This window comes from Kitasatospora sp. NEAU-69 (genome assembly GCF_057158765.1).
The window spans coordinates 171,714-190,331 of sequence record NZ_JBWXUE010000003.1 but is presented as its reverse complement, the minus strand read 5'-3'; the positions used below and the strand labels follow the sequence as shown (position 1 = coordinate 190,331).

The following is an 18,618-nucleotide window of genomic DNA, read 5'->3' as shown; positions in this document are numbered from 1 at the left end:
GCTCAGAGGGAGGGTCAGTCCTCGCCGAGCAGGCCAGGCAGCTCGCGCAGTTGGGCGCGCGAGCGCACGCCCAGCTTCGGGAAGACGTTGTACAGGTGGTACCCGACGGTGCGCGGGCTCAGGAACAGCCGGTCCGCGATCTGCCGGTTGGTGAAGCCGCGGGCGGCCAGCCGGCTGATCTGCCGCTCCTGCGGCGTCAGCCCGTCCATCGGGCCGGCCGTGCTGGTGCCCAACTGCTCGCCGGCCAGGCCGAGTTCCCGGCGGGCGCGGTCGCGCCAGGGGGCTGCGCCGAGCCGGTCGAAGGTCTCGAACGCGGCGCGCAGGCCGACCAGCGCCTGCGCCCGGCGCCGACGGCGGCGCAGCCACTCGCCGTGCAGCAGTCGGACCCGGGCCAGCTCGAACGGCCGTCCGGCCAGGGCTCCGGCCGCCAGTGCCGCCGCGAAGTGATCGGCCACCAGCTCGTCGCCGTCCCCGATCCCGGTCGGCTCGTCCTCGCCGCTCTCCATGGCGAGCAGCGCCAGCACGCAGTGCGCGGCCGAACGGGCCCAGGGCAGTGGGGAGACGACGCCGAGCTCGGCCAACCTGCCGAGCTGCTCGCGGACTTCCCCGCGGCGGCCGGACCAGAGCGCCGCCGTGGCCAGATCCACGCCGGTCAGCGCGGCGAACACCCGGTGCGCGCCCGGGTGGTGCGGCCGGGTGATCGGCAGCAGCAGCTCCACGGCCGCGTCCGGTCGCCCGGCACCCAGTTCCAGCAGGCCGAGGTGCGAGTACGCGGCTGCGACGATCGCGTTGTTGCCGTGCGCCGTGCCGTACCGGACGGCCCGCTCGGCCGGCTCCCGGCAGTCCGCCGCCCGGCCCTGCAGCGCGGCCACCCAGGAGAGCACGTTCTCCGCCACCGCGACCGTGCCGTGCTGGCCGGCCTGCTGCGCCAGCCGGACGGCCTCGTCGGCGTGGCCGACGGCCGAGCTCCAACGGCCGCTGACCACCTCCAGGCTGGCCCGCTGACTGAGCAGCACCGAGAGCGGGCCCAACGCGCCCGCGCCGCGCAGCCGTTCCTCCTGCTCGGCGTAGCGGTCCAGGGCCGGCGCCTCGGCGCCGTGCACCGCGAGCAGCGGCGCGGGTGCGACCATCCAGCGGGAGATTCCGGCGACATCCGGGCCGGGCCCGCCGTCGGTCTCCGGCGGCCGTCCGGCGCTCATCGTGACCAGGGCCCGCAGCCGGGCCGCATTGGGGCCGGCCGGATCGAACAACGTGCCTGCCAGCCGGCCGAGTTCGGCGACCGACTGGTAGGCGTCGGCGGCCCAGGCGGCGCGCAGCGCGATGGCCAGCAGCTCGGCGGCCCGGTCGGGATCGGGGGCGGCCAGCGCACGGGCGGCGCGGGTCAGCAGGGCGCGGGCGGCGCGGGCGTCGCCGGCGAAGTACTCGCCCAGGCCGCGCAGTGCCAGCACCCGGCCGTGCAGCGCTTGGCGGGCTTCGCTGGTGCCACCCGCGTTGCCGGTGTCGCCGGGGTGGCTCGCGGCGTCGGCCGGCTCGGCCGGCGGGCTCGACCATTCGGGGCCGTCCGACCACTCCGGCCCGATCTGCCCGACCAGTCGCCGCACCGCCGCCTGGTCGCCGGCCTGCCAGGCGGCCTCGGCAGCGGCGGTCAGCCGGCGCGCCTGCGGTTCGCCGGCCAGGCCGATCTCGGCCGCCCGGACCAGCGCCCGGACGGCCGTGGACGGCGCGCCACGGCGCAGGCAGTCGCCCGCGTGCGTGGTCAGCAGCCCGGCGACCTGCTCGTCCGGCCCGCCCGCGGCCGCGGCCAGATGCCAGATCCGCCGATCGCCCTCGGTCACCGCGGCCAGCGCGCGGTGCGCGGCGGCGCGGGCCGCGGGGCCGGCCTCCTCGTAGACCGCCTGCCGGGCGAGGGGCAGCCGAAAACCGATCCTGCCCTCCCGGGACTCCAGCAGCCGGGTCGTGGTGAGCTCGTCCAGCACCTCGGGCTCGATGCCCTCGCCGGCCGCCGCCCGGAGCAGGACGCCGACCTCCTGCTCCTCCTCGGTCGCCGCGAGCAGCAGCAAGCGGCCGGCCCGGGGCGAGAGCGCGGGGACGTCGGCGAGCAGGCTGCCGCGCACCCGGCGGCTGGTCGGCGCGCCGTCCGGGCCCTGCGCGGCGAGCTCCACGAGCAGCAGCGGATTGCCGCCCGCCGCGGCGACCAGCCGGTCCAGCTGCTCCGGCGGGCCCGAGAAGCCGTCACCCGCGAGCAGCGCCAGCGAGTCCGCGTGGCTGAGCGGCGCCAGCTCCACCACCGGCAGGCCCCAGGCGGTCGGGTCCCAGTCGGTGCCGTCCCGCGCGGTGACCACCAGGGCCACCGGGTCGTGGGCGAGCCGGCGCGCGGCGAAGAGCAGCGCGGCCACCGAGTCCGGGTCCAGCCGGTGCAGATCGTCCACCAGCACCAGTACCGGGCGCTGCTCGGCCAGCCGGGTCAGCAGCCGGAGCACCGCGACCGAGACGGCCAGCCGGTCGGTGCGGCCGTCGCCGAGCCCGAGCGCGGCGCGCAGTGCCGTGCGCTGGGCCGGCGCGAGCTCGTCGATCACCGGCTCGTGCGTCCAGAACAGCTCGTGCAGCCCGGCGAACGGCAGGTCGGCCTCGCTGCGCAGCCCCCGGCAGCGCAGCACCGTCAGCTCCGTGGCCGGTGCCGGTGCCTCTGCCGCTACCTCTGCTGCTCCTTCTGCCGATGCCGCCGCTGCCACCCGGTCGAGCAGGAAGGACTTGCCCATCCCCGCCTCGCCGGTGACGGCCAGCACCCCGCCGGAACCGCCGCGGACCCGTTCGGTCAGCTCCGCGACCCGGTCGTACTCTGCACGTCTTCCCCACATCTCGACCTGAGCCTAAGTGATCACCGTCAACCCGGCTCGGCAATCGGGGGTGATCTGGGACACGCCAGGTCTGGACCAGGGGGCGCCCGGCGGCGCTGACCTGGGGATCTGTGGGCATGCCGAGCGGGCGCCGGGCGGAGTGACAGATTCGATGACTGATCACGTGCCGGTCACCTGGTGGCTAGCTTGGCGCGGTGCGGGCCGGTGCGGGCCGGTGCGGCTGCCGCGAGGGGAGCAGCCGCCCCGGCCGGCACCGGGCCTGCGAAGCACGGACGCGGGACGCGGGCGCGTGCTCGGGCACGGCCGCGGGCCTGAGCCCGGATCCGCGCCGGTCAGGCTCGGCGGCGGGCCCGGGCGGCCGCGTACAGCGCACTGCGGTCGGCGGCCAGCCGGTCCTGTGGCGGGCAGATCCCGCCCGGCAGTCGCAGCGGGTCGAACTCCGGCTCCGGCAGCGGCGGTTCGCGCAGCACCTCGGTCAGCTCCAGGGTGCCGAGCGGCACCCGGTCCACGCCGCACCACGGCGTGGTCGGATCGTGCAGCGGGTCCTGCGGGGCGGGCAGCTGCGCGGTCAGCCGGAACCTGGCCGGCAGTCGCTGCACCAGCTCGGTGCGCAGGTGGTCGGCGGCCGGGCCGGTGGCGGGTCCGCGAGCGGCGCCTGCGGCCGGCGGCGGCTGTGCGGGCGGCGGCTGTTCCGGCGCCCAGCTCAGCCGCGCCCAGCGCACCGCCTGCGCGCCGTCCCGCAGGCCGAACGCGTGCACCGCGTGGTACGTCAGACCCGCGAACGAGACGACCGGTCCGCCCTGCGCCCGCGCCTGCGCGTACCGCCAGGCATAGCGCGCCTCGGGGTGCGCCGCCAGGAAGCCCTCGATGGCGGCCGGGTCCGGGGCACCGGTCGCGGCGAGCGGCGCGGTGGCCTGCAGGAAGGCGACCAGGTCGGCCCCGCGCCGGACGAAGAAGACCGGCAGCGTGAACGCGAGCAGGTCGGCCGGCCCGCCGCGGACCGGCCGCAGGCGTACCGCCATCCCCTGGTCCCCGGGCGCCGCGTCGTGCCCGCCCGGCCCGCCGAGCGTGCTGGAGAACCGCACGGTGGCCGGCACCGGCGCGCCGTCGAAGAGCGCGGCGGTGCTCCAGCGCCCGGCCTGCGCGGTGGCGGTGAAGCGGCCGGCCGCCCAGACACCGCGGGCGTGCAGCAGCCGGGTGCGGGCATCCCGGCCGCCGGGCGCGGCGTCCTGGCCGGTGGCCGCGGCGATCCGGTCCACGAGAGCAGCACTGGTCTCGGGGGAGTGGGGCATGACGGTCCTTCGGCGTCGCGTGCGGGCAGGGGCTGGCCCTGGGGCCTGTCGTCAGACCCCAGCCTCACCGCTGCCCGCCCGCGCGCGGATCCGTCAGGACGACTGGGTCCACCCCTGTGGCTCCCGGCCGATGCCGGGCGGCCCCGCGAAGACCTGGGCGATCGGCACCCAGGCGGTGGCGACCGGCCCGCGCGCGGTCAGCGCGAGGTCCGCCGGGTGGCGGCGCTGCGCGACCAGCAGGCAGAAGTCCAGTGCCGGCCCGCTGATCCGGTCCTCGGCCTCCTCCGGCCCCCAGCTCCACTCCTCGCCGCCGGGTCCGGTCAGCTCGACCCGGATCGGCTCGCTCGGCACCGCCAGTCCGTGCGCCGAGAACGCGAAGCCCATGGTCCGCACGCCCAGATGCGCGATGTGCCGCAGCCGGGCGGTCGGCGCCCGGGTGACGCCGAGCGCTTCGGCGACGTCCTCGCCGTGCGCCCAGGTCTCCATGATCCGCGCGGTGGCCATCGAGGGTGCCTTCATCGGCGGGCCGAACCACGGCAGCCTGGTGCCGGCCGGCACCTCGGCCAGCGCGGAGAGCAGCTCGGCCCGCCCGGCCCGCCAGTCGGCCAGCAGCGCCGCCGGTGCGAGCGCCGCACCGACGGCCGCGCCGTGGTCCACGATCGCGTCGAACTCGGCCGGGCCGCTGAGTAGTTCGGTCGCCGCCGGGTGGAACCCGGCCGGCTCGCGGACGGCCCGCAGTGACCAGTCGTCGGTCCAGGCCAGGTGCGCGATCTGGTGGGCGATCGTCCAGCCCGGTGCCGGGGTGCCGGTGCTCCACCCCTTCTCGTCCAGTTCAGCTACCAGGGCGTCGAGTTCGTCGCCCTCCTCGCGCAGATCGGAGAGCAGTGCGCTGATCTCGGCCATCGCGAACCTCCTCGGTTGTGAGTAGCTCGGTTCCAGGGATTGCCTCGGTTTGACGGGGTTGCCTCAGTTGACGCCGCGCGTGTGTGCCGCCCAGTACGGCTCGCGGAGCCGGAACTTCTGCAGCTTGCCGGTGCTGGTGCGCGGCAGCACGTCGCGGAACTCCACGCTGGTGGGCGCCTTGTAGCCGGCCAGCAGCGTCTTGCAGTGCGCGATCAGCGCTGCCTGATCGGCGCTGCGGCCCGGCTTGAGAACCACCAGCGCCTTGACCGTCTCACCCCACTTCCGGTCCGGCACGCCGATCACCGCGACCTCGGCGACGTCGGGGTGGCGGTACAGCACGTCCTCGACCTCGATCGAGCTGACGTTCTCGCCGCCGGTGATGATGACGTCCTTCTTGCGGTCCGAGATGGTCAGGTAGCCGTCCTCCAGCCTGCCGCCGTCGCCGGTGTGGAACCAGCCGGCTTCCAGTGCCTCGGCGGTGGCCTCCGGCTGCGCCCAGTAGCCGTCGAGCACGGTGTTGGAGCGGACCAGCACCTCGCCCGAGTCGTCCACCCGCAGTTGGGTGCCGAGCGCCGGCGCGCCGGCCCGGACCAGCTTCTCGGCCCGCTCAGCGGGGGGCAGGTGGTCCCATTCGGCGCGCGAGCGGTTCACCGTGACCACCGGGGACGTCTCGGTCAGGCCGTAGATCTGCATGAACTCCCAGCCCAGTTCGGCCTCGACCCGCTCGATCACGCTGCTCGGCGGCGGCGCGCCGGCCACGATCATCCGGACCCGGTCGCGGCCGGGGATCGGACCGTCCCAGTCGGCCGCCGCGTCCAGCACGGTGGCGACCACGGCCGGTGCCCCGCTGAGGAACGTCACGCCGTGCTGCTCGACGCGGCGCAGGATCTCCGGGCCGTCCACCTTGCGCAGCACGATGTGCCGGGCGCCGAGCCCGGTCAGGCCGAAGGGCATGCCCCAGCCGTTCGCGTGGAACATGGGCAATGTGTGCAGGTACACGTCACGATCACTCGCGCCGAAGTGCAGCGCCATCAGCGTGGCGTTCAGCCAGTTGTTCCGGTGGGTGAGCCGAACGCCCTTGGGGCGAGCGGTGGTTCCGCTGGTGTAGTTGATCGTGGCGGTGTCGTTCTCGTCGATCGGGTAGCGGACCGGTTCGTGCTCGAAGTCGTACAGCTCGGCATCGCTCGCGGCGCCGAGCACGTACCGCCTGGCACAGGCGACCCCGGCCAGTGCCTCGTCCAGCTCGGGATCGACGAGCAGCAGGCTCGCGCCGCTCTGCTCGACGATGTAGGCGACCTCCTCGGCCTTCAGCCGGAAGTTCACCGGGACCAGCACCCGGCCGAAGCCGCTCACGCCGAACATGGCGGTCATCAGGCGGGCCGAGTTCTGCGAGACGATCGCCACCCGCTCGCCGGGACCGATCCCGAGCCGGTCCAGGCCGGCCGCCTGAGCCCGTGCCCGGGCGGCGAGTTGACGGTAGGTCAAGGAGCCCCAGGACTCGGCCGGCTGCACCGGCTCGTCGATGATCCCGATCCGGTCCCCGTACACCAGCTCGGCCCGGTCGAGGAAGTCCATGACGGACAGTGGAGTCTGCATTCCGCCACTCTGGCCCCGCCCGTCCGCCTCGCGCTAGAGGACGCGCGCACCGCGTTGACCGTGCGGGTACGGCCGAGACCCTCGGACCTGCGTCGCGCGCCCTACGCCCAAGGAACCACCCCGTTCCCCGGCCGATGCCCGATCCGTCCGGGCCCCTCGTGGAGCGACAGTTCCCCCATGACCACCACACCGACCACCACACCGAACTCAGCACCCACCGCCCACTCCGGCAGCGCCGCACGCCCGGTCGCGGTCGTCACCGGTGCCTCGCGCGGTCTCGGGCTCGAACTCGCCCGCGCCCTCGCCATCGACGGCTGGCAGCTGGTGATCACCGCGCGCCACCAGGGCGAACTCGCAGCCGCGGCGGCGGCGCTGCGCCCGCTCGGCCCGGTCGTCGCACTGCCCGGCTCGGTCGTGGACGACGATCACCGGGCCGACCTCGCGGCGGCCGCCTCCGAGCTCGGTGGCGCCACGCTCCTGATCAACAACGCCTCCACGCTGACCGGGTACGACCTCGGCGGTGCGCCGCTGCCGACGCTCGCGGACTTCCCGCTGCCCGGACTGCTGGAGACCTTCGAGGTCAACGTCCTCGCCCCGATCGCGCTGACCCAGCTGGTGCTGCCGCAGCTGCGCGAGCACCAGGGCGCGGTGCTCAACGTCAGCTCGGACGCCGCGGTGGCGGCCTACCCGGGCTGGGGCGGTTACGGCGCCAGCAAGGCGGCGCTCGACCACGCCTCGGCCGTGCTCGCCGCGGAGGAGCCGCAGCTGCGGGTCTGGGCGGTCGATCCCGGTGACATGCGGACCCGGATGCACCAGGAGGCGTTCCCCGGCGAGGACATCTCCGACCGGCCGCTGCCGGGCACGGTGGTCCCCGCGTTCCGGACGCTGCTGCGCGAGCGCCCCGCCTCCGGCCGCCTCCGCGCCGCCGACCTGCTCACCGCACCGCTCGCCGCGCCGGCCGCCGACGTGCCGGCCGAGCCCGCCGGCACGCTCAGCGCGGTGGGTGACTGAGATGGCGGCGGCCTCCGGCGGCCCCGGCCTCCGGCTCGACCTCGACTTCACGGTCCCACCCGAGCTGTCCGCGCACGCCCCGGCCGAGGCCCGTGGGCTGGCCCGGGACGGCGTCCGGATGCTGGTCGGGCACCGGGACGGTCCGGCCGGCCCGGCGACCAAGCACCGCGCGTTCACCGATCTGCCCGCCGTCCTGCGCCCGGGTGACCTGCTCGTGGTCAACAACTCCGCCACCCTCCCGGCCGCGCTACCGGCCCGGCTGCCCGACGGCCGCCCGGTCGCGCTGCACCTCGGCTCGGCCCAGCCGGACCCGCGCGGGCTCCACCTGGTCGAGCTGCGCCGGCCCACCGCCACGGCGCCGGAGTACTTCCCGCCCGCCGAGACCCCGGCCCGACCCGGGCTGCGGCTGAGCCTCCCGATGGGCGGCGAGGCCGTGCTCACCACCGCCTACACCGCTCGCCTCTGGCACGCCCGCCTCGTACTGCCCGGCTCGCTCACCGGCTACCTGGCCCGGCACGGCAAGGCGATCCGGTACGGCTATGTGGACCGCGACTGGCCGATCGCCGCCTACCAGACCGTCTTCGCCACCGAGCCCGGCAGCAGCGAGATGCCCAGCGCCGCCCGGCCGTTCACGGCCCAGCTGGTCAGTGCGCTGGTCGCGCGCGGGATCCTGATCGCGCCGATCACGCTGCACACCGGCGTCGCCTCCCCGGAGCTGCACGAGGCGCCGTACCCCGAGCGCTTCCGGGTGCCGGAGACCACCGCCCGGCTGGTCGAACACGTCCGCTCCGGCGGCGGGCGGGTGATCGCGGTCGGCACCACGGCCGTCCGGGCGCTGGAGTCCGCCGTCGCACCCTCGGGCCGGGCGCGGGCCGCAGACGGCTGGACCGACCTGGTGATCACGCCCGAGCGCGGGGTCCGCCTGGTGGACGGCCTGCTCACCGGCTGGCACGAGCCGCGCGCCTCGCACCTGCTGATGCTGGCGGCGATCGCCGGCCGGCCGCTGCTCGACCGCTGTTACGCGCAGGCGCTGGAACACCGCTACCTCTGGCACGAGTTCGGCGACGTCAACCTGCTGCTGCCGGACTGACGCGCAACCCCACCCCCGAGCGCCACGCAGCCGTGGCGGTCAGAGCCGGGTCGGCCGCCGCTCGAATCCGCCCGCCGCCAGCCGCTCGAACGCGGCCAGCACCTCGCCGGGCACCTGCTGCTCGATGGTGAACCCCAGCGCCGGGTAGGCGATGATCCGCTGCACCTCGCCGACCAGCATGTCGACCACCAGCCGCTCGTCGCCGATCCCGGCCGTGTACGGTGCGAACGCCACCTGCTGCGCTGCGCAGACCACCTCGACCTCCGGCCAGAGCCGGCGGCAGGTCGCGAAGGCGCGGCGCTGCGCGTACGGCTTGGAGATCAGCAGGACGGACTCGACCGCGATCCCCGCGGTGGCCAGCACCGCGCGGGAGAAGGTGATGTTCTCGCCGGTGTTCGCGGCCCGGGGCTCCAGCAGGACGGCCGCGGCCGGCATGCCGTGCGCGATCGCCTGTTCGCGGTACCGGATGGCCTCGCCGTCGGGGAAGAGCTCGGGGTGCACGGCGTTGCGGCCGCCGGTGAAGACGATCACGGGGAAGCAGTCGGCCCGGTACAGCTCGGCCGCCCGGTCCGGGACCCCGAGATCGTGACTGCCCAGGCCGATCGCCGCGTCGCAGCGGCGCAGGCGATGCCCCAGCTGGAGGTACTCCCACAGCAACTCGGCGTCGCGCCGCTGCTCGCCGGTGACGCCGGTGACGCCGGTGAAGCCGCTCATCGGCCCAGCACCGCGCCGCCGTTCAGTCCGATCACCTGACCGGTCAGGTAGCCGGCGGTCGGCGAGGCGATGTACCGGACCGCCGAGGCCACGTCCTGCGGCGTGCCGGCCCGGCCGACCAGCGTGTCGGCGATCTTCTCCTGGTGGAAGCCCTCGCTCCAGCGCGCACCGAAGATCTCGGTCTCCTCGACGTACCCCGGTGCGAGCACGTTCACCGTGATCCCGTCCGGCCCGAGCAGCCGGGCCAGCCCGAACGCCCAGCCGTGCAGCGCGGCCTTCGCGGCCGCGTAGGAGCCGGCCGAGTGCGAGCCGGCGCCGCCGCGCTGGGCGGCGGCCGAGCTGATCACGATCAGCCGGCCGCCCGGGCGGCACAGCGCGTCCTGCAGCGCTGTGGTGAGCAGCACGGCGGTCAGCAGGTTGGTGTCCAGGTCGCGGCGCCAGGCGTCGGCCAGCGCGGGCAGCGTGTCGTCGGCGGGCGGGGTGATCACCGCGCCCGCGTTGTTGACCAGGACGTCCACCGGGCCCAGTTCGATGATCCGGGCCGCTGCGGCGGTGACCTGGTGCGGATCGGTCAGGTCGACCGGAACCGGCAGCACCCGGGGCGCGCCGACGGCCGCGTCGATCTCCGCGCGGGCCTGCTCCAGCACTTCCGGACGCCGGCCCAGGATGACCACCCGGCAGCCGTCGGCCGCCAGCTCCCGCGCGATCGCCTTGCCGATGCCCGTCCCGCCACCCGACACCACTGCCAGCCGCTCGTCCATCACCCGGTCCCCTTCGGTGGCCCTATGCTGCGCCGGGGGCGCCGCCATGATCGTCGGCGCCCCCGGCGCAGCATAGGGCCTCTCTCACGGATGTCGTCGGAAGAGCGCGGCCGCCGACCGTTTCCGCCGGCCGGCTCAGTCCGCGAGCGCCTGGTACGCGCCCGTCCAGAAGTCCTGGCAGACCAGCGGTGGCACCGGCGAGGTCCAGGAGCGCTGGGTCAGCAGCACGCCGACCACCCGATCGGCCGGATCCACCGCCCAGGAGCTGCCGAGCCCGCCGTCCCAGCCGAACTGCCCGGCCGGGTGCCCGGGATCGGTCTGCCGGTGCACCACCGACAGGCCGAAGCCCCAGCCGTTGTTCTCGAAGAAACCGGCCGTGTGCGTGGAGAGGGCCTTCTGGGCCGGCGTCAGCTGATCACTCGTCATCACCGCGACCGAGGAGCGGGAGAGGACGCGCCGCCCGTCGAGCTGCCCGCCGCCGAGCATCATCCGGCCGAACGCGAGGTAGTCGTCCACTGTGGAGACCATGCCGCCACCGCCGGACGGGAAGGCCGGGGGAGTGCGCCACTGGCCGGTCGCCGGCTCGTCGAACACCGTGAGGTCACCGGTCGCCGGGTCGGCGAGGTAGGCGGTGGCGAACCGGTCCAGCCGATCGGCCGGGACGGCGAAGCCGGTGTCCTTCATGCCCAGCGGCTCGAAGATCCGCTCGCGCAGGAAGGCCTCGAACGGCTGCCCGGCGGCCCGCGCGATCAGCACGCCGAGCACGTCGGAGCCGGTGTGATAGACCCACCGCTCGCCCGGCTGGTACATCAGCGGCAGCGTGCCGAGGCGGCGCACCCACTCGTCCGGCGCCGGCGGCACGCTCGGGCGCGGGAGGCCCTGACCGAGGTCGAGCTCGTCCATCGCCCGCTGGATCGGGTACGTGCCGGGCGGGGCCATCAGGATGCCGGTGCCGAACCGGAAGGTGAGCAGATCGCGCACGGTGATCGGCCGCTCGGCCGGCACGGTGTCCTCCAGCGGGCCGTCCAGCCGGCGCAGCACCCGGCGGTCGGCCAGCTCGGGCAGCAGCTCGTCCACCGGATCGTCCAGCCGCAGCCGGCACTCCTCGACCAGGACCATCGCGGCCGCCGCGGTGACCGGTTTGCTCATCGAGGCGACCCGGAAGAGCGTGTCGCGCGCCACCGGCGGCCCGCCGAGCGCGGTGGCGCCGAGCGCGGCGACGTGCACCTGCTCGCCGCGTGCGACCAGCGCGACCAGCCCGGGCACGCCGCCCCGCTCGACGTGGCCGGCGAGTACGTCGTCCAGCCGCTTCAGTCGGTCCGGGGCGAATTCGATCTTGGTCACGAGGCGCCGTCCTCACGATCGTTGACTGCCTGTCAGCTCTGCCAGGACGATCGTCGCACCCGGGTCCGACAATGCGGACGAACCCGCACCGGCCGGGCGGCGCGCCGGCTCGGCTAGCCTGATCGCACCATGGACAGCTTCACCACCCCCTGGGGCGAGCTCCGCCTCACCCGATTCCCCGAGGACCCGCGCGAGCAGCTGCGCGCCTGGGACGCCGCCGACGAGTACCTGCTGCGCCACCTGCACGGCGATCCCGAGACCGCCGCCGGGCCGGCCGACCTGGGCGGCGCCGTCGTGCTGCTCGGCGACCGCTGGGGCGCGCTGAGCACCGCGCTGGCGGCTGCGCCGAGCACCGAGGCGAGCGGGCTGACCCAGATCACCGACTCCTACCTCGGCCAGCAGGCGACCCGCGCCAACCTGGACCGCCACGGCGTCGCGCCCGGCGCCGTCGAGCTGCTGACCACGGCCGACGCACCGCCGTCCCGGATCGACGTGCTGCTGGTCCGGATCCCGAAGAGCCTCGCGCTGCTGGAGGACCAGCTGCACCGGCTGGCCCCGGCCGTGCACCCCGGCACGCTGGTGGTCGGCGCCGGGATGGTCACCGAGATCCACACCTCCACGCTGCAGCTCTTCGAGCGGATCCTCGGCCCGACCCGCACCTCGCTCGCCCGGAAGAAGGCGCGGCTGATCTTCTGCACCCCGGACGAGGCGGTGGCCGCCACCCGCCCGGTCAACCCGTGGCCGCTGCGCTACCCGCTGCCGGTGGGCCTCGGCAAGCTCTCCGGCCGGACCGTCGTCAACCACGCCGGCGTCTTCTGCGCCGACCGCCTCGACATCGGCACCCGGTTCCTGCTCCAGCACCTGCCGCACCGCCAGGGCCCCGAGCAGGTGGTCGACCTGGGCTGCGGCAACGGCGTGGTCGGCACCGCCGCCGCGCTCGTCAACCCGGCGGCCGAGGTCACCTTCATTGACGAGTCCTTCCAGGCCGTCGCCTCCGCCGAGGCCACCTTTCGGGCGAACGCCGCGGCGGACGGGCAGAGGGCGCACTTCCTGGCCGGCGACGCGCTCTCGGCAGTGCCCGCGGGCTCGGTGGACCTGGTGCTCAACAACCCGCCGTTCCACTCGCACCAGGCCACCACGGACGCCACCGCCTGGCGGATGTTCAGCGGTGCCCGCCGCGCGCTGCGTCCCGGCGGCGAGCTCTGGGTCGTTGGCAACCGTCACCTGGGCTACCACGTGAAGCTGCGCCGGCTCTTCGGGAACTGCGAACTGGTGAGCGGCAACCCGAAGTTCGTGATCCTGCGGGCCGTCCGGCGGTAGCGGTCCTGCGGTCCGGCGGCTGTCCGGCGCTCTGCTAGCTTCACCGCTGACCGTGGCGCCGGCGAGTGCGGGGGCAGGCAGGGATGGGCAACAACGTCAACCAGGTCGGCCGGGGCGCGAACGCTCCCGCGAGCGCCCCGGCGGGCGCCCCCACGGGCGCCCCCACGGGCGCCTTCACGGTGGTCCCGGCCGAGCTGGACGCGGCCGCGGAGGTCGCCCGCGCCGCCGGGGCGGCGCTGCCGGAGGCCCTGCGGCAGCTCCGGCACCCCAGCGACGAGGCCGTCGCCGCGCTCTCCGGCTGGCGAATCGCGGCCGCGCTCGGCGGCTGCAGCGCGGGCTGGGAGGACCGCCTGCGCAAGCTCGCCGCCGAGCTGGACGGCGTGGCCGACAAGCTGACCGGCACCGCGCACAACTACCGCACCGCCGACAGCAGCGGCGCGGACGGGTTCCGGGCGCCGCTGGTCCGCCCGGCGCCGCCCCCGCCGGTGCTGCTCTCGCCGAGCGGCCGCGACCTGCTCGCGCCCCGCTGATGCCGGCGCTCGCCCGGCTCCGGGACGCCGCCTTCGACCCGCTGGACACCGCCGCCACCGCCTTCGACGCGCTGGCGGGCGAGCTCAGGACCCGGCTGGACCAGGTCAACGCCCAGCTGATCCGGCAGCTGCTGGACAGCGCCTGGAGCGGCGCGGCCGCGGGCGCCGCCCATGCCTCGCTCCAGGCGACCGGCAACCGGCTCGAAGCGGCCCACGCCGAGCTGGCCTCGGTCGGCACGCTGCTCCGGGCCGCCTCGGACGACCTGCGGCTCGCCCAGTCCGAGCTGCTGGAGACGCTGCAGGAGGCGGCGGCCGCGGGCTTCACGGTCGCCGCCGACGGCTCGGTCGGCTGCCCGCCACCGCTCGCCGTGCCGTCGCCCAGTGCGCCACCGCCCGCCGCCGAGCAGCCCGGCGCCGACCCCGCCCCCGGCGCCGACCCGTTCCGCAACCCGTCCGACGACCCGCCCCGCGACGCCCGGCAGCAGGCCCAGGCCCTCGCCGACCGGATCGCCGCCGCGCTGAGCACGGCCGACACGGCCGACCGGCGGGTCGCCGATCAGCTGGACGCGCTGGCCCGCACCGCTCGCACCGGCGCCGGCCCGGACGGGCAACAGGCCGCCGCAGACCGCGAGTCGGTCGACCTGCTGGCGGCGGACCTGCTGACGCAGTCCCTGCCGTCGGCCGATGCGCCACCGGCCCAGGTCCTGGCCTGGTGGCGCGGGCTGACCCCGGCCGGGCAGCAGCGGCTGATCCGGACCCGCCCGGAGCTGATCGGCAACCGGGACGGCATCCCCGCGGCCGCCCGGGACCAGGCGAACCGGATCAACCTGGACCGGCTGATCGACCGCTACGAACGGACGCACCCGCTCGCCGCGCCGGACCAGGCGAAGCTGGCCGGGTTCCGCGCGATCCGGGACAAGTTGGCCGAGCTCACGCCCGACCGGGCGCCGCTCCTGCTGCTCGGCGTCGGTGACGAGGGACAGGGCCGCGGCATCCTGTCGTACGGCGATCCGGACACCGCGCAGCAGATCGGCGCGTACGTCCCCGGCATGAGCACGGTGCTCGCCAACCTCGGTGGCAAGGACGCTATCCGCGCCCACAACCTCTGGACGGCGGCGGGCGGCCGGACCGCCGCGTCACCGGTCGCCTCGATCGTCTGGCTCGGCTACGACCCGCCGCCGGGCTTCGACAAGCTGGCGGCGGGCGACCTGGCCGTGCTCGACGTGCGGGGCACCGGCCGCGCCGAGCGCGGCGCCGTCGCCTACGACCGCTTCCTGGACGGCCTGCGGGCCACCCACCAGGGCGCTCCGGCGCGGCTCACGGCGATCGGCCACAGCTACGGATCGACCACGGTCGGCCTGGCGGCCCAACTGCCGGGCGGCACCGGCGCCGACGACATCGTGCTGATCGGCAGCCCCGGCGCCGGTACGGACCGGGCGGCCAACCTCGGCATCGATCCCGGCCACGTCTGGGTCGGCGCCGCGGACAACGACCCGGTCACCCATGTGCCGTCGGCCGACCGTGCCACGACCGACGTCCGGGCGGCGGCCGCCTTCGGCACGCTCGGCCCGGTCGGGGCGCTGGCCGGCGGCTACTTCGGCGATCAGGTGTACCAGGCTGCCAGCGGTGACCGGTTGCACTTCGGGCAGGACCCGGCCAGCGCGCCGTTCGGTGCCAACCGGTTCGCAGTCGCCGACGGGCCGTTCCTCTCGATGGAGTCGCACTCCGAGTACCTGGGCAGGGTCGACACCCCCGCTGGCGGCGCCACGGAGTCCGTCAGCAACGTCGGCCGGATCGTGTCGGGCAGCTATGAGGACGTGACCAGGCAGGCCCCGCGCTGAAGAACCAAGCCGCTGGTCGCAGGAGTTGAGGCCAGGTCACTCAATCCGAAAGGATGAGATCCCCCCTGGTTTCTCCCCCCTGGCTCCTCCCCCCAGAGAGTGACGCGGGAACGGTGAGAGAACCGTGAAGCTGGCGTGAGCCGGACGCTCCGGTGACCGTTGACAAGGAGAACTCCATGACGAACGGCAGGACCATGCCGCAGCGCGGTCTGCGCCTCGCCGCCGGGCTGATCGCGGGCGCCACCGTCCTCGCGCTCGCACCGGCGGCCGGTGCCAGCGCGGCGCCGGGCGGCGCGAGCACCCCGCCGCCCGCCGCCACGGCGGCGTCCCGCACCGACGGTGCCGCGCTCCAGCAGGCGCTGGACGCGATCACCACGCAGGCCGGCGCCACCAGCGCGATCGCCGAGGTGCGGGAGAACGGCAAGGTCGCCTGGCGTGGCACGTCCGGCGTGCGGGAGCTCGGCGACAAGGCGCCGGCGCCGGTCGACGGTCGGTTCCGGGCCGGCAGCGTGACCAAGACCTTCCTGGCCACGGTCCTGCTGCAGCTCTCCGCCGAGGGCAAGGTCGGCCTGGACGATCCGATCGAGCGTTACCTGCCCGGGGTCGTCCCGAACGGCGGCGCGATCACCGTGCGCCAGATCCTCGGCCACACCGCCGGCATCTTCGACTTCACCGAGGATCCCCAGTTCGCCGAGGACACCGAGGCCGAGCAGGAGCAGCTCGTCGCCACCGACCGCTGGAAGACCTACACCCCGCAGCAGTTGGTCGCGGTCGCCACCAGCCACCCGCCGTACTTCGCCCCCGGGCAGGGCTGGCACTACTCCAACACCGACTACCTGCTGATCGGTGAGGTGATCGACAAGGTGACCGGCCGGTCCTGGCGCAGCGAGGTCCGGCAGCGGATCCTGCAGCCGCTCGGGCTGAACCACACCTCCCTCCCCGGGACCGCCACCTCGATCCCCGGGCCGCACAGCCACGGCTACCTCCCGCTGACCGGCGGTCCCGCCGACATCACCGACCTCAACCCCTCGGTGGCGGGCGCCGCGGGCGAACTCATCTCCACCACCGACGACCTGGCCAGGTTCAACGCCGCGCTGATGGGCGGGCGGCTGCTCGGCCCGGCGCAGCTGGCCGCGATGACCACGACCGTCCCGGCCGACGTCTATCCGCCCACCCAGTACGGCCTGGGGCTGATGCGCCTCTCGCTGCCCTGTGGTGACGTCTGGGGCCACCCGGGCGGGATCTACGGCTACACCACGTACGTCTTCGGCGACCGCAGCGGCACCCGCCAGATCGCGATCTCGGTGACCCCGTACGACCCGGTCAAGTCGGCCTCGCTGCTGCCGGACGTGTTCGGCCTGATCGGGCAGACCTTCTGCCCGGGCGCGCCGGTCGTGTCGCCGCCGTCGTCGCCTTCGGCACCGTCCTCGGCCGAACACAATGCGCTGGTCGGAGCCTTCTAGACCGCCGTCAGCACCCGGGGCCCGTCATCGGTGATCGCGACCGTGTGCTCGATGTGCGCGGCCCGGCTGCCGTCGACCGTGCGCAGCGTCCAGCCGTCGGGCGCGGTGTGCGAGCCGTTGCCACCGGCCGTCAGCATCGGCTCGATGGCCAGCACGAGGCCGGGCCGCAGCCGGTAGCCGCGGCCCGGCCTGCCGTGGTTCGGCACGTGCGGGTCCTCGTGCATCCGGCGGCCGATGCCGTGGCCGCCGAAGCCCGCGGGGGCCCCGAATCCGGTCGCCGTGACGACCGAGCCGATCGCGTGCGCGATGTCGCCGATCCGGTTGCCCGGCAGGGCGGCCGCGATGCCGGCGTCCAGCGCCCGCTGGGTGGCGTCGATCAGCGCGGTGTCGGCGGCGCGCGGCCGGCCCGCCGTGAAGCTGATCGCGGCGTCGCCGGTCCAGCCGTCCAGTTCGGCGCCGCAGTCGATGCTGACCAGGTCGCCGTCACGCAGCCGGTAGTCGGTCGGGATGCCGTGCACGATCGCGTCGTTGACGGACGCGCAGATCACCGCGGGGAACGGGGCCGGCGCGAACGACGGCTGGTAGCCGAGGAACGGCGACCGCGCGCCGGCCCCGCCCAGCACCTCGCGGGCCACCTCGTCGAGCTCGCGCAGCGACACCCCGACGCCCGCGGCCTCCCGCACCGCGGCCAGCGCTTGCGCCACCACTCGGCCGGCCTCGCGCATCGCCGCGATCGCGGCAGCGTTCTTGATCTCCACCATGGTGATCTCCCCTCCAGGTTCAGCTGTCCGGGCATGCCGAACAGGGCACACCGAGCCGGGCATGCCGAGCCGGTGTGGCCCAATTCTTATACCGGTATTAGTATCACGGTCATGGTGAGAACTCCGCTGACCCCGTGGGAGCGCCGACGCGGCGAGCAGCTCGGCGCCCTGCTCCGGGAGGCCCGCGCCGAGCGCAGCATGGTCGAGATCGCGATGACGGCCGGCGTCTCGGCCGAGACGCTGCGCAAGATCGAGACCGGCCGCGCCCCGACCCCCTCCTTCTTCACGATCGCGGCACTGGCCGCCGCGCTCGGCGTCTCGCTCGACGAGCTGAACGCCGCGTGCGCCGTGCCGGACGAGGCCGGTGCCGAGCACGCGGCCTGAGGCCGTCGCCTGAGGCCGCCTGACGTTGCCTGACGTCGCCTGACCAGGGCCTTTCCTAGGGCTCGTCCGGCCGCAGGAACTCCAGCACCGCCGCCGTGAACGCGGCCGGCTCGGCGTCGTGGATCAGGTGTCCGGCCGCGATGGTGACGAGCCGGGCGCTCGGCACCCGCGCGGCCAGCTCCGCCACGCGCTCCTGGTCGATGTGGCTGTCCGGGCCGCCGGCCAGCACGAGCGTCGGCGCGCTGATCGCGCCGAGCCGCTCCAGCCAGGCCGGGTCGGGCGTGTCGATCTGCCGCCGGATCGCCGGTACCAGCTCCCAGTCGAAGTCCAGCTCGCCGGCCGGCCGCTGCGGTGTGGTCGCCTCGCGCGGGCGCGGCGCCGGCACGTCCTCCAGGACCAGCCGCACCACCCGGTGCGGCTGCTCGGCGGCGAGCAGGTAGGCGACGACCCCGCCCATCGAGTGCCCGATCACGGTCACCCGGTCGAGCCCGAGCGCGTCCAGCAGCCCGAGCGTGTCGTCCCGCATGAGCTCCAGCGAGTACGTGCCCGGCCACGCGCTCCGGCCGTGCCCGCGCAGATCGAGCGCGTACACCCGCCAGTGACGCGCGAAGTCGGCCGCCACGACGTCCCAGTCCGCCGCCCGTTCGCCGGTCGCGTGCAGCAGGACGAGCGGCGGCGCGTCCGCTGCTCCGGACACCTGGTAGGCGAGCCGGACACCGGCCACCACGACTGAATGATGATCAACCATGC

Annotated in this window: 16 protein-coding genes; 7 read left to right on the top strand and 9 right to left on the bottom strand. The window is 75.1% G+C overall.

Translation table 11 applies throughout. From position 1 onward, the window contains the following. Window positions 1-14: 14 nt before the first annotated feature. The 4 genes from AC060L_RS05135 to AC060L_RS05120 all read right to left on the bottom strand — a co-directional run bounded on the left by AC060L_RS05135 (window position 15) and on the right by AC060L_RS05120 (window position 6,649). Window positions 15-2,858 carry a helix-turn-helix transcriptional regulator gene (locus AC060L_RS05135; protein WP_483797259.1) on the bottom strand — a complete coding sequence of 948 codons (2,844 nt, stop codon included), beginning with the start codon at window positions 2,856-2,858 and terminating at the stop codon, window positions 15-17. Window positions 2,859-3,190: 332 nt separating this feature from the next. Further along, window positions 3,191-4,150: a catalase gene (locus AC060L_RS05130; protein ID WP_483797257.1), complete on the bottom strand. Its 960-nt coding sequence runs from the start codon at window positions 4,148-4,150 to the stop codon at window positions 3,191-3,193. Between the two features lie 93 nt (window positions 4,151-4,243). Beyond that, window positions 4,244-5,053 (bottom strand): TIGR03084 family metal-binding protein, encoded by an 810-nt coding sequence (locus AC060L_RS05125; RefSeq protein ID WP_483797256.1) that lies wholly within the window; start codon window positions 5,051-5,053, stop codon window positions 4,244-4,246. Between the two features lie 63 nt (window positions 5,054-5,116). Next, window positions 5,117-6,649, bottom strand: coding sequence for an AMP-binding protein (locus AC060L_RS05120; RefSeq protein WP_483797255.1), 1,533 nt, complete (start codon window positions 6,647-6,649; stop codon window positions 5,117-5,119). Between the two features lie 177 nt (window positions 6,650-6,826). Between AC060L_RS05120 and AC060L_RS05115 the strand changes: the two genes are divergently transcribed. Both AC060L_RS05115 and AC060L_RS05110 read left to right on the top strand, forming a co-directional pair. Continuing rightward, complete coding sequence (locus tag AC060L_RS05115; RefSeq protein ID WP_483797254.1) at window positions 6,827-7,660, top strand: SDR family NAD(P)-dependent oxidoreductase; 834 nt, start codon at window positions 6,827-6,829, stop codon at window positions 7,658-7,660. Between the two features lies 1 nt (window position 7,661). After that, window positions 7,662-8,750: an S-adenosylmethionine:tRNA ribosyltransferase-isomerase gene (locus tag AC060L_RS05110; protein ID WP_483797433.1), complete on the top strand. Its 1,089-nt coding sequence runs from the start codon at window positions 7,662-7,664 to the stop codon at window positions 8,748-8,750. A 39-nt stretch (window positions 8,751-8,789) separates the two neighbouring features. On the opposite strand, the gene AC060L_RS05105 is transcribed toward AC060L_RS05110, so the two are convergent. From AC060L_RS05105 to AC060L_RS05095, 3 genes are all read right to left on the bottom strand, one after another. Further along, on the bottom strand, window positions 8,790-9,464 hold the full coding sequence (locus AC060L_RS05105; RefSeq protein ID WP_483797253.1) for a YdcF family protein: 675 nt from the start codon (window positions 9,462-9,464) through the stop codon (window positions 8,790-8,792). Continuing rightward, complete coding sequence (locus AC060L_RS05100; protein WP_483797252.1) at window positions 9,461-10,225, bottom strand: SDR family NAD(P)-dependent oxidoreductase; 765 nt, start codon at window positions 10,223-10,225, stop codon at window positions 9,461-9,463. The genes AC060L_RS05105 and AC060L_RS05100 overlap by 4 nt, the downstream gene beginning before the upstream one ends. Window positions 10,226-10,360: 135 nt before the next feature. Next, a complete protein-coding gene (locus AC060L_RS05095) occupies window positions 10,361-11,569 on the bottom strand; it encodes a serine hydrolase domain-containing protein (RefSeq protein WP_483797251.1) in 1,209 nt (402 codons plus the stop codon). 129 nt (window positions 11,570-11,698) lie between these two features. Here AC060L_RS05095 and AC060L_RS05090 point away from each other — a divergent pair, with 129 nt between their 5' ends. From AC060L_RS05090 to AC060L_RS05075, 4 genes are all read left to right on the top strand, one after another. Next, the gene (locus tag AC060L_RS05090) at window positions 11,699-12,889 is read left to right on the top strand and encodes a methyltransferase (protein WP_483797250.1); all 1,191 of its coding nucleotides are present in this window, start codon (window positions 11,699-11,701) and stop codon (window positions 12,887-12,889) included. An 83-nt stretch (window positions 12,890-12,972) separates the two neighbouring features. Beyond that, window positions 12,973-13,419 (top strand): hypothetical protein, encoded by a 447-nt coding sequence (locus tag AC060L_RS05085; RefSeq protein ID WP_483797249.1) that lies wholly within the window; start codon window positions 12,973-12,975, stop codon window positions 13,417-13,419. After that, window positions 13,419-15,260, top strand: coding sequence for an alpha/beta hydrolase (locus AC060L_RS05080; RefSeq protein ID WP_483797248.1), 1,842 nt, complete (start codon window positions 13,419-13,421; stop codon window positions 15,258-15,260). Before AC060L_RS05085 ends, AC060L_RS05080 begins: the two co-directional genes overlap by 1 nt. 176 nt (window positions 15,261-15,436) lie before the next feature. Continuing rightward, window positions 15,437-16,723, top strand: a complete 1,287-nt coding sequence (locus AC060L_RS05075; RefSeq protein ID WP_483797247.1) for a serine hydrolase domain-containing protein — start codon at window positions 15,437-15,439, stop codon at window positions 16,721-16,723. On the opposite strand, the gene map is transcribed toward AC060L_RS05075, so the two are convergent. Then, a complete protein-coding gene (gene map, locus AC060L_RS05070) occupies window positions 16,720-17,484 on the bottom strand; it encodes a type I methionyl aminopeptidase (protein ID WP_483797245.1) in 765 nt (254 codons plus the stop codon). The genes AC060L_RS05075 and map overlap by 4 nt on opposite strands. A 111-nt stretch (window positions 17,485-17,595) precedes the next feature. Between map and AC060L_RS05065 the strand changes: the two genes are divergently transcribed. After that, window positions 17,596-17,868 (top strand): helix-turn-helix domain-containing protein, encoded by a 273-nt coding sequence (locus tag AC060L_RS05065; protein ID WP_483797244.1) that lies wholly within the window; start codon window positions 17,596-17,598, stop codon window positions 17,866-17,868. 55 nt (window positions 17,869-17,923) lie between these two features. On the opposite strand, the gene AC060L_RS05060 is transcribed toward AC060L_RS05065, so the two are convergent. Then, window positions 17,924-18,616: an alpha/beta fold hydrolase gene (locus tag AC060L_RS05060; protein WP_483797243.1), complete on the bottom strand. Its 693-nt coding sequence runs from the start codon at window positions 18,614-18,616 to the stop codon at window positions 17,924-17,926. Between the last annotated feature and the right edge of the window lie 2 nt (window positions 18,617-18,618).

Excerpts from the sequence above, each read along its gene's own strand:
- AC060L_RS05060 (WP_483797243.1), bottom strand. The coding sequence starts at position 18,616 with ATGGTTGATCATCATTCAGTCGTGGTGGCCGGTGTCCGGCTCGCCTAC.
- AC060L_RS05120 (WP_483797255.1), bottom strand. The coding sequence starts at position 6,649 with ATGCAGACTCCACTGTCCGTCATGGACTTCCTCGACCGGGCCGAGCTG.
- AC060L_RS05065 (WP_483797244.1), top strand. The coding sequence starts at position 17,596 with ATGGTGAGAACTCCGCTGACCCCGTGGGAGCGCCGACGCGGCGAGCAG.
- AC060L_RS05090 (WP_483797250.1), top strand. The coding sequence starts at position 11,699 with ATGGACAGCTTCACCACCCCCTGGGGCGAGCTCCGCCTCACCCGATTC.
- AC060L_RS05110 (WP_483797433.1), top strand. The coding sequence starts at position 7,662 with ATGGCGGCGGCCTCCGGCGGCCCCGGCCTCCGGCTCGACCTCGACTTC.
- map (WP_483797245.1), bottom strand. The coding sequence starts at position 17,484 with ATGGTGGAGATCAAGAACGCTGCCGCGATCGCGGCGATGCGCGAGGCC.
- AC060L_RS05085 (WP_483797249.1), top strand. The coding sequence starts at position 12,973 with ATGGGCAACAACGTCAACCAGGTCGGCCGGGGCGCGAACGCTCCCGCG.
- AC060L_RS05105 (WP_483797253.1), bottom strand. The coding sequence starts at position 9,464 with ATGAGCGGCTTCACCGGCGTCACCGGCGTCACCGGCGAGCAGCGGCGC.
- AC060L_RS05125 (WP_483797256.1), bottom strand. The coding sequence starts at position 5,053 with ATGGCCGAGATCAGCGCACTGCTCTCCGATCTGCGCGAGGAGGGCGAC.
- AC060L_RS05135 (WP_483797259.1), bottom strand. The coding sequence starts at position 2,858 with ATGTGGGGAAGACGTGCAGAGTACGACCGGGTCGCGGAGCTGACCGAA.
- AC060L_RS05100 (WP_483797252.1), bottom strand. The coding sequence starts at position 10,225 with ATGGACGAGCGGCTGGCAGTGGTGTCGGGTGGCGGGACGGGCATCGGC.
- AC060L_RS05130 (WP_483797257.1), bottom strand. The coding sequence starts at position 4,150 with ATGCCCCACTCCCCCGAGACCAGTGCTGCTCTCGTGGACCGGATCGCC.
- AC060L_RS05115 (WP_483797254.1), top strand. The coding sequence starts at position 6,827 with ATGACCACCACACCGACCACCACACCGAACTCAGCACCCACCGCCCAC.
- AC060L_RS05080 (WP_483797248.1), top strand. The coding sequence starts at position 13,419 with ATGCCGGCGCTCGCCCGGCTCCGGGACGCCGCCTTCGACCCGCTGGAC.
- AC060L_RS05075 (WP_483797247.1), top strand. The coding sequence starts at position 15,437 with ATGACGAACGGCAGGACCATGCCGCAGCGCGGTCTGCGCCTCGCCGCC.